We start from the raw sequence: 16851 nt of genomic DNA on the forward strand, positions 1-16851 counted from the left end.
AGCATGGAGCCCATGACTACACCGAGCGCCACTCTGGACACCAGCAGCCAACCGCCGTGCCTGCGTATCAGCGGTGACTGGACCCTGGCCCACTACGCCCAGCTCAAGCGCGATAGCGAGCGCCTGCGCAGTCAATACAGCAGTGACACCCGCGCCGACCTCAGCCAGCTCGGCCGTCTCGACACTGCCGGCGCCTCGCTGCTGGCCGAACTGCTCGGCAGCGAGCGCCTGTCGCGCTGCACCGATGACCTCGGCGCGGCCAACCGGGCCCTGCTGAAGACGGTCTACCACTCGGTGCAGGACTACTGCATCCCACTCAAGCAAGCCGAACGGCCGGTGCTGCTGATGCTGCTCGAGCGCATCGGCTGCTCGGTCAACAAGCTGTGGGGCGACACCCTGCAACTGCTCGGCTTCATTGGCCTGATCATCCAGACCCTGCTGTTGCGTGCGCTGCAGCCACACCGCTGGCGGCTCACACCGGTCGTTGCCCATATCGAGCAGACTGGCCTCAATGCCGCGCCGATCATCGCTTTGCTGACCTTTCTGGTCGGCGCAGTGGTGGCCTTTCTCGGCGCCACGGTGCTCGCCGCATTTGGTGCGACCATCTTCACCGTCGACCTGGTGGCGTTCTCGTTTCTGCGTGAGTTTGGCGTGCTGCTGACTGCCATTCTCATGGCCGGGCGCACTGCCAGCGCCTTTACTGCGCAGATCGGCTCGATGAAGGCCAACGAGGAGATCGACGCCATCCGCACCCTCGGCCTCAACCCGATCGAACTGCTGGTAGTGCCGCGGGTACTGGCATTGCTGATCACGCTGCCGCTGCTGACCTTTGTCGCGATGATCTGCGGCATCGTTGGAGGCGGCGTGGTCTGTGCGCTGTCGCTGGATATCTCGCCAGCCATGTTCCTTTCCCTGCTGCAGACCGATATCGGTGTGCAGCACCTGCTGGTAGGCCTGGCCAAGGCGCCGTTCTTTGCCTTTCTGATTGCCGCGATCGGTTGCCTGGAAGGCTTCAAGGTCAGCGGCAGTGCCGAGTCGGTAGGCGCCCACACCACCTCGGCGGTGGTCCAGTCGATCTTCGTGGTGATCGTGCTGGATGCCGTTGCAGCGCTGTTCTTCATGGAGATGGGCTGGTGAGTGCAGCAACCCAGGCAGTAATCCAGGCGCGCGGGCTGTGCAACCGCTTTGGCAGCCAGAGCGTGCACGAGAATCTCGACCTCGATCTGTACAAAGGCGAGATCCTCGCGGTAGTCGGCGGCTCGGGCAGCGGCAAGTCGGTGCTGCTGCGCAGCATCGTTGGCCTGCGCCAGCCCGACGAGGGTCAGGTCAAGGTGTTCGGCCAGGACCTGGCCACCCTCGACAACGAACAGCGCTCGCAGGTCGAGCGGCGCTTTGGCGTACTGTTCCAGAAGGGCGCGTTGTTCTCGTCGCTGACCATTACCGAAAACGTTGCCCTGCCACTGATCGAACACGCCGGCCTGTCGCGCACTGATGCCGAGCATCTTGCCGGGGTCAAGCTGGCCCTGGCAGGGCTGCCGATTTCCGCCGCCGACAAGTACCCCGCATCGCTGTCAGGCGGGATGATCAAGCGCGCGGCGCTGGCGCGGGCATTGGCGCTGGACCCGGACATCCTGTTTCTGGATGAACCCACCGCCGGGCTCGACCCGATCGGTGCGGCGGCCTTCGACCAGTTGATCCTGACCCTGCGTGATGCGTTGGGTTTGAGCGTGTTCCTGATCACCCATGACCTGGATACGCTGTACACCATTACCGACCGCATCGCCGTGCTGTCGCAGAAAAAGGTGCTGGTAGCCGGCCCCTTGGCCGAGGTCGAGCTTACCGACGATCCCTGGATCCACGATTACTTTCACGGCCCACGCGGGCGCGCAGCGGCTCAAGCTGCCAGCCGTGTCGGGCAGGAGCGCTGAAGCATGGAAACCCGAGCTCATCATGTGTTGATCGGTCTGGTCACCGTTCTGGTCGTGGCTGGCGCCTTGTTGTTCGGCTTGTGGCTGACCAAGTCCAGCGTCGACTCGACCTTCAAGGACTATCAGGTGGTATTCAACGAGGCGGTCTCCGGTCTGTCGCGCGGCAGCCCGGTGCAGTACAACGGCATCAAGGTCGGTGACGTCACCACCCTGCGCCTGGACCCGCAAGACCCACGTCGGGTGCTGGCACGCATCCGCCTCAGCGCCGACACGCCGGTAAAGCAGGACACCCAGGCCAAGCTGACCCTGGCCGGGGTTACCGGCAACGCCTTCATCCAGCTCAGCGGCGGCACCCCGCAAAGCCCAGAACTGAAAGGCAAGGACGGCCAATTGCCGGTGATCGTTGCCTCGCCATCGCCGATCTCGCGCCTGCTCAACGACAGCAGCGACGTCGTCGGCAACATCAACCTGTTGTTGCACAACGCCAATCAGTTGCTCTCCGACGACAACGTCAGCCGCCTCAGCAACACCTTGGCCAACCTTGAGCAAACCACCGGCGCTTTCGCCAGCCAAAAGGGCGGTATCAGCGACGCTATCGCCCAGCTGGCTGCAGTCGGCAAACAGGCCAACGCCACCCTGGCCGAGACCCAGGCGCTGATGCGCAACGCCAACGGCTTGCTCGGTACCCAGGGCAAGCAAGCCTTCGGCAGCGCCGAGCAGGCCATGAACGCTCTGGCCGAGAGCACCGCGACCATCAACGACCTGCTCAAGAACAACCGCGAAGCCATCGACGACGGTGCCCAGGGCTTGAACCAGCTGACCCCGGCGATCCGCGAACTGCGCGAAACCCTCAATGCCCTCAAGGGCATCTCGCGCCGCCTCGAAGCCGACCCCAGCGGCTACCTGCTGGGCCGCGACAATGACAAGGAGTTCCAGCCATGACCCCGCTGCGCCTGATCGCCCTGCTGGCCACGCTGAGTTTGGCCAGCGCCTGCTCGATCCTGCCGCAAAGCCCGCCGGTGGATATCTACCGCCTGCCGGTCAAGCAGCCCACCAGCAGCAACGCGCCGCTGACCTGGTCACTGCGGGTGAACAAGCCACTGGCCAGCGAGGCGCTCGCCGGGCAACGCATTGCGGTGATCGCCCAGGGCGACGTGATCAGTGGTTACAAAGGCGCCCGCTGGAGCGACCCGGTGCCGTTGCTGGTACGCAATCGGCTGCTCGATGGCTTCCAGCGGGATGGCCGGGTACAGCGCCTGAGCGCTGACGACAGCAATCTGCAAGCCGATTACGAGCTGGCCGGCGAGTTGCTGGCGTTCAACAGCGAATACCGCGAGGGCAGGGTAGAGGTGGTGATCAGCTACGATGCGCGCCTGGTGCAGGGCCGCAGCCAGCGCATCGTCGCCAGCCGGCGCTTTGAAATGCGCCAGCCGCTAAGTGCTACTCAGGTGCCTGCGGTGGTCACCGGCTTTGGTGCCGCCAGCGACCAACTGATGAGCCAGCTGGTCGACTGGACACTGGCTCAGGTCGCTCAGGCTCAGGCGAAGAACCAGTAGCAGACGCAGATCGCCGCGATCACCCCGGACAGCTCGGCCAGCAGCGCGCAGCCCACTGCATGGCGCACGCGCTGGATGCCGACCGCGCCGAAGTACACCGCCAGCACATAGAAGGTCGTCTCGGTGCTGCCCTGGATGGTTGCCGCAACCAATGCCGGGAAGCTGTCGACGCCCTGGCTTTGCATGGTTTCGATCATCATGGCCCGCGCGGCGCTGCCAGAGAACGGCTTGACCAGCGCAGTGGGCAGGCCATCGACGAAGCGCGTGTCCAGGCCCACCCACTCGACCAGGTGGCGAATCCCGTCCAATGCCAACTCCAGCGCCCCAGAAGCGCGCAGCACGCCCACCGCGCAGAGCATGGCGACCAGATACGGCAGCAGGCTCTTGGCGACGTCAAAGCCTTCCTTGGCGCCTTCGATGAAGGTTTCGTACACCTTGACCCGGCGCAGGGCGCCAACCACCAGGAACGACATGATGATGCCGAACAGGGTCAGGTTGCCCAGGATCGACGACAGGCCTGCCAGCGCAGTCGCCGACAGCGTGCCCAGAAACGCCATGAAGCCGCCCAGCAGCAGCGCGCCAGGGATCAGATAGGCGAGTACCACCGGATCCCACAAGCGCAGCCGCTGCATCACCGCAACCGACAGCAGCCCGACCAGGGTCGAGACGCTGGTGGCCAGCAGGATCGGCAGGAACACCATGGTCGGGTCAGGTGCGCCTTGCTGGGCGCGGAACATGAAGATGGTCACCGGCAGCAGGGTCAGCGACGAGGCGTTGAGGACCAGGAACAGGATCTGCGCATTGCTCGCCGTGGTGCTGCTCGGGTTGAGCTCTTGCAGTGCGCGCATGGCCTTCAGGCCGATCGGCGTCGCCGCGTTGTCCAGGCCCAGGCCATTGGCGGCGAAGTTCATGGTGATCAAGCCCAGCGCAGGGTGGCCGCGGGGCACCTCCGGCATCAGCCGGGCGAACAGCGGGCCGAGCATCTTCGCCAGCCACTCGACGATGCCGGCCTGTTCGGCAATCTTGAGAAAGCCCAGCCACAGGGTCAGGGTGCCGAACAACAGGACCATGACTTCGACCGACAGCTTGGCCATGGCAAAGATGCTCTCGACCATCGCGGCGAAGATCCCGGCGTTGCCGCCGACCAGCCACTGCGCCATGGCGGAGATGGCCGCGACCAGGAAAAAGCTGAGCCAAAGGCCGTTTAGCATCCGCGTGTTCCCCCGAAAAATGCCACGCATGATAACGCAAGCGGCTGGGTACTTTCTGCAGGCAACAAAAAACCCCGGCATGCGGGGCTCTTGTGGGTCTGCGTTGTCTGGGGCAGGGGCCGCTTTGCGGCCCCAACCACCGCAAATCTTACTGCTTGGCAGCCTCGCCCACAGCGCCAGCAGCCTTGTTACCGGCCATATGCGGCAGCGAGTTGTAATACGCCTCACCCTTAGCCGAGTCGTACATACCTTCCCAACGAGCGATGACCAGCGCGGCCAGGGCGTTGCCAATCACGTTCAGGGCGGTCCGCGCCATGTCCATGATGCGGTCGACACCGGCGATGAATGCCAGGCCTTCCAGCGGGATGCCAACGCTGCCCAGGGTCGCCAGCAGGACCACGAACGACACGCCCGGCACACCGGCGATACCTTTGGAAGTGACCATCAAGGTCAGTACCAGCAGCAGCTGCTGGCTCCACGACAGGTCGATGCCATACAGCTGGGCAATGAAGATTGCCGCGATGCTCTGGTACAGGGTCGAGCCGTCGAGGTTGAACGAGTAGCCGGTCGGAACCACGAAGCTGCAGATCGACTTCGGCGCGCCGTACTTCTCCATCTTCTCGATCACACGTGGCAGCACGGTCTCGGAGCTGGAGGTGGAGTAGGCGAGGATCATCTCGTCTTTCATGATGCGCATGATCTTGATGATCGAGAAGCCGAACATCCGCGCGACCAGGCCCAGCACCATGAAGGCGAAGAAGGCGATGGCGAAGTACACCAGCACCACCAGCTTGGCCAGCGGCAGCAGCGACGAGAAGCCGAAGTTGGCGACGGTCACGGCGATCAGGGCGAACACGCCGATCGGGGCGTAGTTCATGATCATGTGGGTGACCTTGAACATGGTTTCCGATACGGCCTGGAAGGTGCGTACCAGCGGATCACGAAGGTCAGCCTGCAGGCTCGACAGGCCCAGACCGAACATCACCGAGAAGAAGATGATCGGCAGCATTTCGCCGCGGGCAACCGCTGCAAAGATGTTCGAAGGGATCAAGTTGAGCAGGGTCTCGATGAACGCATGCTCATGCTGCACCTCGGCCGCAGTGGCCTGGTACTTGGAGATGTCCACTGTACCCAGAGTGCTCATGTCGATGCCGACACCAGGGTGGAACAGGTTGGCCAGGCCCAGGCCGACGACGATGGCAATGGTCGTCACCACCTCGAAGTAGAGAATGGTCTTCAGGCCGATGCTGCCCAGCTTCTTCGCGTCGCCAACCCCGGCGATGCCCACAATCAGCGACGAAATCACGATCGGGACGACGATCATCTTGATCAGGCGAATGAAGATATCACCGGCAGGCTGCAGGACATTGGTGATCCACCATGCCTTTTCTGCACTGAAATGGTTCAGCAGCGCGCCGATTGCAACGCCCAGTACAAGCCCTATGAGGATTTGCCAGGCGAGGCTTAGTTTTGCCTTCTTCATGTCGTTACCTTTTCTTCTAGTGGTCAGGGGCATCGAGCGGAAACGCGCGTACCAGAGCCATTGGAAGCATGCTTGGCAGCGAGATTGTTCCGTACGACGACTCCATCGAAGGTCAGCGCAAGCGAGCGGTTCGGCGCTCTGGCTAGCGAAAAAGGCGGCAACTATTGCTACGCAGGCGGGGCCAGTCTAATGCCGGAAACGACTACCCTATGCCGGATCGGCATAATAGCCCGAGGCAAAACGACGCAGCTGCAAGTCATTGATTTATAACGTTCGGCTTTCCGAACAAGACCAAAGCGCCATGAAACGGCCAATTTGGCAGATATGGCATGGTCATGCACAACTTCTGTTCGACAATCCGAATGGGATGAACAGGGTGTAGGAAAGGAGAGGTTACGGAGGAAAATAATTCGATGTACGGTCACGACAAAATGTGTCTTCAGCACAATTTGGCGACAAGCGCTCGCAGCACATCCATAGACGCTTCGGAAGCCAGGCCTGGCACAGTGCATTCGGCACTGCCAGACCTGAGACTTCCGATGCCATCTTTTCCTGACCCGGCCCAATCGATGGAGGCACTCCCTGTACCCCTAGGCCACTCCGACCCTGCAACAGTCAGAACAGCCCGGCCCCATGGTCATGTGCCAACTCTCTTCGAGTCGGCGCATCATAGAAGCCTGAACCTTAGAAAGGTTCGGCTTCTATTGCATTACAGTTGCGTGAACTTTAGTCAGTACCACTTCGGATCACGCTTGAGTTGCTCCTGCAACATCGCCTTCATGCCGTCATCCGGCTTGCCCAGCCAGCGGTATTGCGCATGGCGGGTTGGCGACTTGTCCTTGGGCAATCCCTCGGGTACTTCCACGAGCATCCCGTAGGCATCGTCCTTGTCCCAGCTAAACGCCACGATCAGGCGCTTGTAGGTGCAGTTGTCAGCCGATTCGCACAGCGGACCGACAAGGTACTTGTCGCCATCCTCTGTCACCGCCGACATCTGCTCCTGCGAACTGCCGCTGAGGTTGATCACCCACTCGGGCAATCGCTCCTCCCCCTTGAGGGTGTCCTGCCAGGTTTCAACATACTCGGGGTCTGTCGCCAACAATTGGTTGGCGTGGACCTGGCCATCATTGGCCGCCATCGCCGCCGCGCTACTGCCCAACAGCAGGGCAGTAGCCAGGGCTTTGCTGATCATCCGCTTCATGGCTTAGCGCCTGCCGCGCCCGAAGAAGAACGAAGCAATGAACAGCACCAGGAAAACGATGAACAGGATCTTGGCAATACCGGTAGCGGCGCCAGCGATACCACCGAAGCCCAGCACGGCAGCGACAATGGCGATGATCAGGAATGTGATAGCCCAACTAAGCATGATGAATCTCCTTTTTCCCTTGAAATTGTATGCAGGCGCCTCAGAACACCCAGCGATCCTGCGGTACTACGTTTTGCACAGTGGCGGGGGACGAGGCCTTTGGCGACGGCTGTGGATCTGCCGCACGCACCAGGTTATTGGCACGGGTCGCCTGAATCTGGCTCAACAGCGCTGTCTGCGCTGCCACCTGATCGGCCAGTCGTGCAGTCTGCAGGCTGTAGTAAAACTGGCCGGCGGCCAGGGTTACCAACAGGGCAAGTGCCACGAACAGAAACTGACGTACTGGCACTGCGGTGGTCTGCGACTGGTTGACTGGTTGGCGACTCATGTCGATGTCTCCTGCAATGTTCTTGTTAAACGCTATGAACAAGTAATTGCAGCCTGCATGCCAGTCTTGCCAATGTTAAAAAACGTATATATTTCAAGCACTTAAAAACATGTAGGCAGTGTCTGTAGGACGTATCCTGCACGATGGGGCCGTTAGCGTCGTGCGTATTGCACGACTCAGCCCTCGACCTTGGTCGCTACCTTGAGCAAATCAGCGTCAACCCCGCGCACACCGAGGATTTGCCGCGCGACCTCGACAGCGATGGTTTTCTGCTCCCGGCTGACCACCTCACCCGCCAAGCGAACCATGCCTTGCTCACTGCTGACCTTCAGGTTGAGGCCATCCAGGTTACGGCTGTAGCCGTAGCTGCTCTGAATCTTGTCGATGATCCAGCTGTCCGAGGGTTGCTCGCCCTGCACTGCGGCCACCGGCGTTTCCCGCGCCTTGGCCATCGCCGCTGTGTCGAGGCTGATCAGGTTGTTGACCAGGTGGATACCGTCGGTGGTGCGTGCCAGCACGCCTGCCACTTCCTTGGCTTCGACCCGGTCGACGCGACCGCGCAAGGTGACCACACCATCGCGACTGTCTACTTCAATTGGCGCCTTGCTGGTTACCTGCGCCCAGGACAAACGCGCACGGACGATAGCCGTCAGGGTCGCATCCTCCAGCCGCTGGGCGTAAGCGCGCAGGTCCAAGGACTGCTCGACCAGACCGGGGTTGACCTGCAACTGGTTATCCACCTGCTCGATGCCGCGGGTAGCCAGCGCTACGTCCTCGGCCAGCTTGCGCTCCACGGCGCTTTCGACCTCACCGGTGAGGCGCGCCTGCTGCTCCTGCACCGCCACCTCGATACGAAACGGATTGAGCAGACGGTTGAGCGACAGTGCGGTTTGCAGCGCGCCTTGCAGGCGGGCGTCTTGCAACGGATCAGCAAACACCGGAGAGGCGAAAGCGGCGATGGACAGCGCCAAAACGGCGCTTCGTGGGGAAAATGCCATGCTGAGTGCTCCTTTTGAAACAAATCCAAATATCTTCGCAACCACCGTGCCAGGCAAAAATCACTGATAAAAACCTTTATATTCAATTAGTTAACCGAATACGCGACCAACGGCTAGCATGCAAAGGACGGAATCCTTCAGAATTGACCATGCAACTTGCCCGATCTTTCCGACACTAACTCAGATAAATCCTAATGGAGCGTAGGAAAATGGAGTCTACCCAGGACAATCAAGGCCGCATTCTGCTGGTAGATGATGAGTCCGCTATCCTGCGAACCTTCCGCTACTGCCTTGAAGATGAAGGCTACAGCGTGGCCACGGCCAACAGTGCGGCCCAGGCCGAGGCGCTGCTGCAGCGTCAGGTATTCGATTTGTGTTTCCTCGATCTTCGCTTGGGCGAAGACAACGGGCTCGATGTGCTGGCGCAGATGCGCGTGCAGGCACCGTGGATGCGCGTAGTGATCGTCACTGCCCATTCGGCGGTCGATACCGCAGTAGATGCGATCCAGGCTGGCGCTGCTGACTACTTGGTCAAGCCGTGCAGCCCGGACCAACTGCGCCTGGCCACTGCCAAGCAGCTTGAGGTACGCCAGCTGTCGGCGCGCCTGGAAGCCCTCGAAGGCGAAGTACGCAAGCCCAAGGACGGCCTCGATTCGCACAGCCCGGCAATGATGGCCGTGCTGGAAACCGCGCGGCAGGTGGCGACCACCGACGCCAACATCCTTATCCTCGGCGAATCCGGCACTGGTAAAGGCGAACTGGCCCGGGCCATTCACGGCTGGAGCAAGCGTGCGCGCAAGGCCTGCGTGACCATCAACTGCCCATCGTTGAATGCCGAGCTGATGGAAAGCGAGCTGTTCGGGCATACCCGCGGCGCCTTCACCGGTGCCAGCGAAAGCACCTTGGGGCGGGTCAACCAGGCGGATGGCGGTACCCTGTTCCTTGACGAGATCGGCGACTTCCCGCTGGCTCTGCAGCCCAAACTGCTGCGTTTTATTCAGGACAAGGAATATGAGCGCGTCGGCGATCCGGTTACCCGCCGTGCCGATGTGCGCATTCTGGCCGCAACCAACCTCAATCTGGATGACATGGTCCGCGAAGGGCGCTTCCGTGAGGACCTGCTGTACCGCCTCAATGTCATCACCCTGCACCTGCCGCCACTGCGCGAGCGCAGCGACGATATCCTGACCCTGGCTGACCGTTTCCTCGCCCGCTTCGTCAAGGAATATGCGCGGCCGGCACGTGGGTTCAGCGACGAGGCCCGCGCGGCCCTGCTCAACTACCGTTGGCCAGGCAACATTCGCGAGCTGCGTAACGTGATCGAGCGCGCCAGCATCATCTGCCCGCAGGAGCGGGTTGAAGTCAGCCACCTCGGCATGGCCGAGCAAACCACCAGCAATGCACCGCGAATTGGTGCTGCGCTGAGCCTGGACGAGCTGGAACGGGCCCATATCGGCGCGGTGCTGGCCTCCAGCGATACCCTTGATCAGGCTGCCAAGACGCTTGGGATCGACGCCTCGACGCTGTACCGCAAACGCAAGCAATTCAACCTGTGAAGTGGCCCATGAAGCTGCGTGCGAGGCTCTTTTTAAGCATTTCAGCGCTGGTCACGGTGGCGCTGCTGGGCCTGCTGCTGGGCCTGGTCAGCGTTTTGCAGATGGCCTCGACCCAGCAAGCGCTGGTGCGTGATACCACTCATACGCTGGAGTTGGGCCTCAAGCTGCGGCAGAACCTCGGCGAACAGTTGATTCTGACTCTGGACGAGGACAGCGACGCCGACAGCCTCAACAACCTGCAGACCCAGTTCCAGACCTTGCTCAGCCAGGGCTTGCAGGAAGGCGGCGAGAAAACCGGTTTCAGCAAGGCCAGCAGCAATTACCAGGCCTTCCTCCAGGCCTACCGGCAAACCCCCAATCCTGCCCGCAGCATGGCCACCGACAAGCCCCTCGGCGCTGCTTTCAATCAGGTCCGCACCGACCTGATCGACTCCTACAAGCAGTCACTGGAGCAGATATCCCGCAGTGAAGAGGCCAGCCGTGACCGCGCGCTGCTGATCAGTGGCCTGCTCGGGCTGATGGGCTTGACTGTGCTGATCCTCGGCTTTGTCACTGCGCACAACATCGCGCGCCGCTTCGGCCTGCCGATCGAAGCCCTGGCCAAAGCCGCAGATGAAGTCGGCCAAGGCAACTTCAATGTCACCCTGCCGCTGTCCCAGGCTACCGAACTGAACCAGCTGACCCGCCGCTTCGGGCTGATGGCAGACGCCCTGCGCAAGCATCAGGCGACCAATATCGACGAAGTCCTCGCTGGTCAGCAGCGCCTGCAAGCTGTGCTCGACAGCATCGACGACGGGTTGCTGATCATTGACCAGCAAGGCCACCTCGAGCATCTCAACCCGGTTGCCCAGCGGCAGCTGGGTTGGGAAACCAGCCGCCATGGCACCAGCCTGGTCGAGGCGCTGCAACGTCCCGAGCTTGAACAGCAGCTGCGCCAGGTATTGCGCGGCGGCAGCCTTGACCGGCCACCGGAAGACTTGAGCATTGAAGTCGAAGACGAAACGCGCCTGCTGTCGTACAGCCTGACCCCGGTCAGCCATCCGCAAGGGCCGATTCTGGGTGCGGTGATGGTGCTGCATGACGTCACCGAGCAACGTGCGTTCGAGCGCGTGCGCAGCGAGTTCGTGCTGCGCGCCTCGCATGAGTTGCGCACCCCGGTCACCGGCATGCACATGGCCTTTGGCCTACTGCGCGAGCGGATCTCGTTCCCGCCACAGGCCCGCGAAAACGACCTCCTCGACACCATCGGCGAAGAAATGCAGCGCCTGACCCAGTTGATCAATGATCTGCTCAACTTCTCCCGCTATCAGAGTGGTTTGCAGAAGCTCGAGCTGGCCCACTGCGGTGTCGAAGAGATGCTTGAGCGGGCGCAGGCGCGCATCGCCGAGCTGACAGCGGACAAGCAGGTCGAGCTGGTGATCGAGCTCGAACAGCCATTGCCACGTATCCAGGCCGACGTTGCCCAGCTTGATCGGGTGCTGGACAACCTCCTGCACAATGCCGTGCGCCATACGCCTGATGGTGGCCGGATTCGCCTGCATGCGCGGCGCCACGGCGAGCGGGTGATCATCAGCGTCGAAGACAACGGTGAGGGTATTGCCTACGGCCAGCAAGGGCGGATCTTCGAACCCTTCGTTCAGGTTGGGCGCAAAAAGGGCGGGGCAGGCCTCGGGCTGGCCCTGTGCAAGGAAATCGTCCAGCTGCACGGTGGGCGCATGGGGGTCATTTCAAGGCCTGGCGAGGGCACCCAGTTCTACATGGCCCTGCCAGTCTGAACCCGCTCACGGCTCATCATCGATGCGCCGTGAGCGGACTCGCCGCCCACGAGTAATCAGCTCGGCGAACTGGCGGGCGCTGAGTGGATGGGCAAACAGCCAACCCTGGCCATAGTTGACCCCTTCGCTATTGAGCAGCAGCGCCTGATCCTCGCACTCGATGCCCTCGGCGATCACCCGCAGGTGCAGGTCGTGGGCCATGCGGATGATGTGCGGTGCCACGCCACTGCTAGCGGCATCATGGCCAAGCGCGTCGATGAACGCCTTGTCGATCTTCAGGCAATCCACCGGCAAGGTCTGCAGGTAGGCGAGGCTGCAATAGCCGGTGCCAAAGTCATCGATCAGCACCTGATGGCCAACCGCGCGCAAGGCTTGCAGGTTGTCGCGCGCCACTACCACGTCGATCAGCCCGCGCTCGGTGACCTCAAAGGCGATCTGGCTGGCCGGGACCCGGTGCAAGGCCAGTAAACGCGCGGCCACCGGCCCGATCCGCGGCACCATCACATCGCACGCGGCAAGGTTGACCGAGATGTACAGCTGGCGGTTGGCGCGCAGCAACTGGCCCAGTTGCTCCAGCACTCGCTGCAACACAAAGTCGGTGATTTCGCGGATCTGCCCGGTGTTCTCGGCCAACGGAATGAACAGGTCGGGACTGGTCAGGCTGCCATCCGGGCGGCGCCAGCGCACCAACGCTTCGGCACCGACGCAGCGCCGGCTGTCCAGCTCGAAGATAGGCTGATAAAGCACCTGCAGTTCACCCCGGCGTAGTGCGTTCTGCAGCTCGGAGCTCATCGAACGGCGCTGCCGAATCAGCTGCAGCACCAGCCAGCCGATACAGCAAGCCAACAACAAACTGCCCGGAAACAACAGCCAGAGCAGGCCGTTCATCTTCAGGGGCAGGCCCACACGCGGGGCGATCAGCACCAGTTGATAGTCCGGTGATTTGGTCGGCATGCTGTAGATCAGCCGGTCGCTCTGCTCGAACAATGACTGGCCCGAAGGAGGCGGCCATTCGGCCAGCGGTGGCCACGGCTGGGCCGGGCCCAGCACGGGGATAGCCCGGCTGCCATGATCGAGCACTACCAACAGGCTGCCTCCCGGTGGCAGATCGACCACATCGGTCAGATGCCCGCGCGAGGTCGACACCAGAAACTTGCCCCGGCCAAGCATCAACGCGGCCAGGTTTTCATCAGGTTCAGTAGTGGTGTTGAGCCAGTAGCTGTAGGTGGGCCCGCGGATATCCGGTGGGCGCAGCGGCTGCATGGCGCTTTCCTTGCCACGGCTGGAGCAGAGTTCGTTGCCGTCCAGGTAAGCGGTTTCGTAGATGAAGCGCGAGCTCAGGCTGACCTGCTGCAACGCCGCTAGCATGCGCCCGTCGCAGCCGCGCAAGGGCAGCGCCTGCAGCTGATCGACGCCCTCGCGCAGTTGCCCAAATACCTGCTCCAGACGCTCGAGAAACCGCTCGCCCTGGGCGTTCATCTGCGCGCTTTCGCTTTCTTTCATCTGTTGCAGGGCAACGCCAACGCTGCCGGCAATCAACAGGACGGCGCTGGCCAGGGCCGCGAATGCGGCCAGCAGCCAGGGACGGTGGAAAATTTGGCGCAACCCATCGAGAAAGGTCGGCATCGCACTCATCCAGTTGATTACCAAAGGTATAGCAACGGATCGGGTAATCAGCATGGCCGTCTGGCGTATTACTCACGACTGCCACCCACGCATAGCTCGGCCAACACACTCAAGCAGTCGGTGCAGCAGCCTCAGCGCATCTGATTGAGTACTTGCAGCATGGCCGCGGTTTGCGCGTCAGGTTGCCCGTCAAAGCGCTGCGGGCGGAAACGCATCTGGAACGCCGCCAGCACGTGCCGGGTAGCTACATCCAGCTCGCCGGTCTGCTCGATCGCGTAGCCAAACCGCGCCAGCTGCTGCTGATACCAGTTGATGCTGGGCGGATTGACCGCAAAGAAGCCCTGCTGACGCGCGACTGCGTTGGCATCAGGCCAGATGCCGAGGCCTGCATCCGCCAGGCGCTTCCATGGGAACAGCGGGCCCGGGTCGAGCTTGCGCAGCGGTGCGATGTCACTGTGGCCAATGATGTAGCGAGGTTTGATGTTATTGCGTTTGACGATGTCTTTGAGCAGGGCAATCAGCGACTGTACCTGCGCCTCACTGTAGGGATACCAGACGCGGCCGTTGGGCGTGTCATCGAAACCGGGATTGACGATTTCGATACCGATCGAGGTCGAGTTGAGCCAGGTACGCCCATCCCACTGACTGTCGCCGGCATGCCAGGCGCGGCGGCTTTCGTCGACCAACTGATACACCGTGGCCGGGCCGTCGCCAATCAGGTAGTGGCTGCTGACTTCACCTTTGGTAAGCAGCGCGAGCGAGCGCTCCAGTGAAGCGTTGGTGTAATGCAGCACGACAAACTGGATGCGCTCGTCCTGGTTCACAGAGGTGTGGCTGCGATCAATGCGCAGCCCCGAGCTACAGCCGGCCAGGGCCAGAACGAGCAGGGCGGTAAAGAGAGTTTTCATCGGCAGGGAACACATATCAGCAGCTACGAAGTTGCTACAGTATAACGTGCTCCCTGCCCACTGTTTGTAGGAAACCGCTTAGCCCTGCTCCACCCGATTGCGCCCAAGATCCTTGGCCCGGTACAACGCGGTGTCGGCACGCTTGAGCACCTGGTCGCCGCGCTCGCCCGTGCGAAAGGCGCTGATACCAATGGAGGTAGTGATCACTACCCGCTCGCCCTTGAAGTGGAACGGGCAGGCTTCGATGGCCGCGCGCAGGGTTTCAGCCACCTGCAAGCCAGCTGCCGGCGAGGTCTGCGGCAGCAACACGACAAATTCCTCGCCGCCAAATCGGGCAATGAAGTCGCGCCCGCGCATGCGCTTGCGCAACTGGTCGGCGACGATCTTCAAGACCTTGTCCCCGGCCAGGTGGCCGTAGCCATCGTTGATCCGCTTGAAATGGTCGAGATCGAGGATCGCCATCAGCAGGTGACCGCCATTTTCCTGCCAGTCGAGTACTTCGCGCTCGACCTGCTCGGACCAGGCGGCGCGGTTGGGCAGCCCGGTCAACGGGTCGATCAGGGCCTTCTGGCGTTGCTCTTCAAGGTGCTCGCGGTAGCCCAGCGCCTCCTGCTCCATGTTCGCCACACGCTCGGCCAAGCCGTGCAGGCGCCCAGCCAACTCCTGTTCGCGGCGGTCACGTTCCTGCTGATGGTCGTCGATGGTGACCAGCAGGCCTTCAAGGCGATTGTCGAGGACATGTTTGAGGCTGTTGAGGTCAGCTGCGCCCTGAACGCTGCTTTGCAGGCCATCAACCTGCTCCCGCAGTTGGCTGTCGAGTTCGCGGGCAGCACTGGTGTTGTCGGCATGCCCGGCACTGGCTTCGTGCAAGTGGCTCTGGAAGGTCTCCAGGCGCTCGTTCAGCTGCTGAAGGTACGCTTCGAACTCGTGCTGACCGCTGTCGGTAATGGCCAGCATCAATACGGCCAGGTCATCCAGCACCGGGATCAACTCGTACCAGTTCAAGCCACGTGCAACCCGCTCGCGCATTTCCAGCGCCTGCGCCTTGTGCCGTTCGGGCAGGCTGAGGTCGTCGAGCAGCCCGATCAAGGTCTGTTCGATATGCAGGGCAACCTGGCTGTAGGGCGGCTCGACGGCGTCGGGCAAAGCGTAGGGGCCGTCGTCGTCGACTGGCTCAGCATCCACCTCTGGCGCCTCGCTCGGCCCCAGTTCGTCCGGCTCGACCTCTGCCAATGCTTGCTGCTGCGGTTCGCCGGGCTGTTCGTCACTCTCGCCCACCGATGTCAGTGGCCCTACCAGCGCAGGCCCTGACGACTCGGGCTCTACAGGTTGTACCTGCATGGGCTCAGTGAGTGCTGGCTGAACACCTTGCTCAACGACTGTAGGGAGGAAATCGGCTGCGCGGACGGGGATGACCGGCTCAGGAGCTGCTGGAGCCTGTACTTCGGCCGGCACGACGGGCGGCTGGGGCTCACTGGCGAGGATTGGCAGAGCCTGCGCTTCAGCACCGGGCACGTTCGGCGCGGGGCTGCTCGGCTCCGGCGTATCCGCGCGCGACTCGCTGTCGCTTTTGCCGAACAATCGTTGCAGAAAACCCGGGCGATGCTCATCGTCCTGGTTTTGCAGCGAACTCAGCGCTTTGCCCTGCAGGCCACTGAGTTCGCCTAGCAATGGCGGCAGTTCGCGAGACTGGCCAACGCCGCCGTCGAGTTTTTTCGCCAGTTTTTTCAGCGGCCGGGCGACTTCGCCAGGCAGCGGCAAACTCTGCAACTGGGTAACCAGTGCTGTCAGCGCGTCGCTGACCTGATTCATGCGGGTTTCGCGCCGCTGCTCGGAGTCAAGCACGGTTCTTTCCAGACGCGGGATCAGGTTGGCAAGGCCAGCGTCCATGTTGTCGCTGCGGATGACCTCGCGCATTTCCTTCATGCACTGGTCCACCGCCTTGTCGCTACCCTCAGCCGCCAGGGTGCTGCGCACCAGGCCACGACGCAGCAGGTCGAGCCGGGCGTCCCAGCGACGCTCGAGCTTTTCCTGCTGTTCGATGCTTTTAAGGTATTTTTCTTTCCAACGCTCTGCGTCGTCTGTCATGCCCGGATCCACTGCGCGGTGATGGCAA

General features: G+C 62.0%; 15 protein-coding genes. 6 read left to right on the forward strand and 9 right to left on the reverse strand.

The window, feature by feature from the left end; translation table 11 throughout:
* The first annotated feature begins 3 nt into the window (after positions 1 to 3).
* Genes CXQ80_RS23325 through CXQ80_RS23340 form a run of 4 tightly spaced genes read left to right on the forward strand, consistent with a single transcriptional unit; the run spans position 4 to position 3484 of the window.
* Entirely contained in the window at positions 4 to 1137 is a 1134-nt protein-coding gene (locus tag CXQ80_RS23325) for an ABC transporter permease (RefSeq protein WP_101322687.1), read from the forward strand.
* Positions 1134 to 1928, forward strand: a complete 795-nt coding sequence (locus CXQ80_RS23330) for an ABC transporter ATP-binding protein (protein ID WP_101322688.1) — start codon at positions 1134 to 1136, stop codon at positions 1926 to 1928. Before CXQ80_RS23325 ends, CXQ80_RS23330 begins: the two co-directional genes overlap by 4 nt.
* Positions 1929 to 1931: 3 nt before the next feature.
* Entirely contained in the window at positions 1932 to 2870 is a 939-nt protein-coding gene (locus tag CXQ80_RS23335) for an MlaD family protein (RefSeq protein WP_101322689.1), read from the forward strand.
* Positions 2867 to 3484 carry an ABC-type transport auxiliary lipoprotein family protein gene (locus tag CXQ80_RS23340; protein ID WP_101322690.1) on the forward strand — a complete coding sequence of 206 codons (618 nt, stop codon included), beginning with the start codon at positions 2867 to 2869 and terminating at the stop codon, positions 3482 to 3484. The genes CXQ80_RS23335 and CXQ80_RS23340 overlap by 4 nt, the downstream gene beginning before the upstream one ends.
* Here CXQ80_RS23340 and CXQ80_RS23345 read toward each other — a convergent pair.
* The 6 genes from CXQ80_RS23345 to CXQ80_RS23370 all read right to left on the reverse strand — a co-directional run bounded on the left by CXQ80_RS23345 (position 3466) and on the right by CXQ80_RS23370 (position 8870).
* Positions 3466 to 4695 carry a nucleoside recognition domain-containing protein gene (locus CXQ80_RS23345; protein WP_101322691.1) on the reverse strand — a complete coding sequence of 410 codons (1230 nt, stop codon included), beginning with the start codon at positions 4693 to 4695 and terminating at the stop codon, positions 3466 to 3468. The genes CXQ80_RS23340 and CXQ80_RS23345 overlap by 19 nt on opposite strands.
* Before the next feature lie 148 nt (positions 4696 to 4843).
* Positions 4844 to 6178, reverse strand: coding sequence for a glutamate/aspartate:proton symporter GltP (gene gltP / locus CXQ80_RS23350; RefSeq protein WP_101322692.1), 1335 nt, complete (start codon positions 6176 to 6178; stop codon positions 4844 to 4846).
* Between the two features lie 730 nt (positions 6179 to 6908).
* Positions 6909 to 7379 carry an inhibitor of vertebrate lysozyme family protein gene (locus tag CXQ80_RS23355; protein WP_101322693.1) on the reverse strand — a complete coding sequence of 157 codons (471 nt, stop codon included), beginning with the start codon at positions 7377 to 7379 and terminating at the stop codon, positions 6909 to 6911.
* Between the two features lie 3 nt (positions 7380 to 7382).
* On the reverse strand, positions 7383 to 7544 hold the full coding sequence (locus CXQ80_RS23360) for a DUF1328 domain-containing protein (RefSeq protein WP_101322694.1): 162 nt from the start codon (positions 7542 to 7544) through the stop codon (positions 7383 to 7385).
* Positions 7545 to 7584: 40 nt separating this feature from the next.
* Positions 7585 to 7872 carry a hypothetical protein gene (locus tag CXQ80_RS23365; RefSeq protein WP_101322695.1) on the reverse strand — a complete coding sequence of 96 codons (288 nt, stop codon included), beginning with the start codon at positions 7870 to 7872 and terminating at the stop codon, positions 7585 to 7587.
* Positions 7873 to 8048: 176 nt separating this feature from the next.
* On the reverse strand, positions 8049 to 8870 hold the full coding sequence (locus tag CXQ80_RS23370) for a BON domain-containing protein (RefSeq protein ID WP_101322696.1): 822 nt from the start codon (positions 8868 to 8870) through the stop codon (positions 8049 to 8051).
* Between the two features lie 209 nt (positions 8871 to 9079).
* Here CXQ80_RS23370 and algB point away from each other — a divergent pair, with 209 nt between their 5' ends.
* Entirely contained in the window at positions 9080 to 10426 is a 1347-nt protein-coding gene (gene algB, locus CXQ80_RS23375) for a sigma-54-dependent response regulator transcription factor AlgB (RefSeq protein WP_101322697.1), read from the forward strand.
* Positions 10427 to 10434: 8 nt separating this feature from the next.
* The gene (locus CXQ80_RS23380) at positions 10435 to 12201 is read left to right on the forward strand and encodes a KinB sensor domain-containing domain (RefSeq protein ID WP_101322698.1); all 1767 of its coding nucleotides are present in this window, start codon (positions 10435 to 10437) and stop codon (positions 12199 to 12201) included.
* A gap of 6 nt (positions 12202 to 12207) precedes the next feature.
* Here CXQ80_RS23380 and CXQ80_RS23385 read toward each other — a convergent pair whose 3' ends face one another.
* The 3 genes from CXQ80_RS23385 to CXQ80_RS23395 form a co-directional block, all read right to left on the reverse strand.
* A complete protein-coding gene (locus CXQ80_RS23385) occupies positions 12208 to 13827 on the reverse strand; it encodes an EAL domain-containing protein (RefSeq protein ID WP_371918891.1) in 1620 nt (539 codons plus the stop codon).
* Between the two features lie 131 nt (positions 13828 to 13958).
* Positions 13959 to 14750 (reverse strand): N-acetylmuramoyl-L-alanine amidase, encoded by a 792-nt coding sequence (locus CXQ80_RS23390; RefSeq protein WP_371918892.1) that lies wholly within the window; start codon positions 14748 to 14750, stop codon positions 13959 to 13961.
* Positions 14751 to 14813: 63 nt separating this feature from the next.
* A complete protein-coding gene (locus CXQ80_RS23395) occupies positions 14814 to 16823 on the reverse strand; it encodes a GGDEF domain-containing protein (RefSeq protein WP_101322700.1) in 2010 nt (669 codons plus the stop codon).
* Positions 16824 to 16851 lie beyond the last annotated feature (28 nt).

The sequence above is a fragment of the Pseudomonas sp. 02C 26 genome, assembly GCF_002843585.1.
In the GTDB taxonomy this organism is placed as follows: domain Bacteria; phylum Pseudomonadota; class Gammaproteobacteria; order Pseudomonadales; family Pseudomonadaceae; genus Aquipseudomonas; species Aquipseudomonas shirazensis.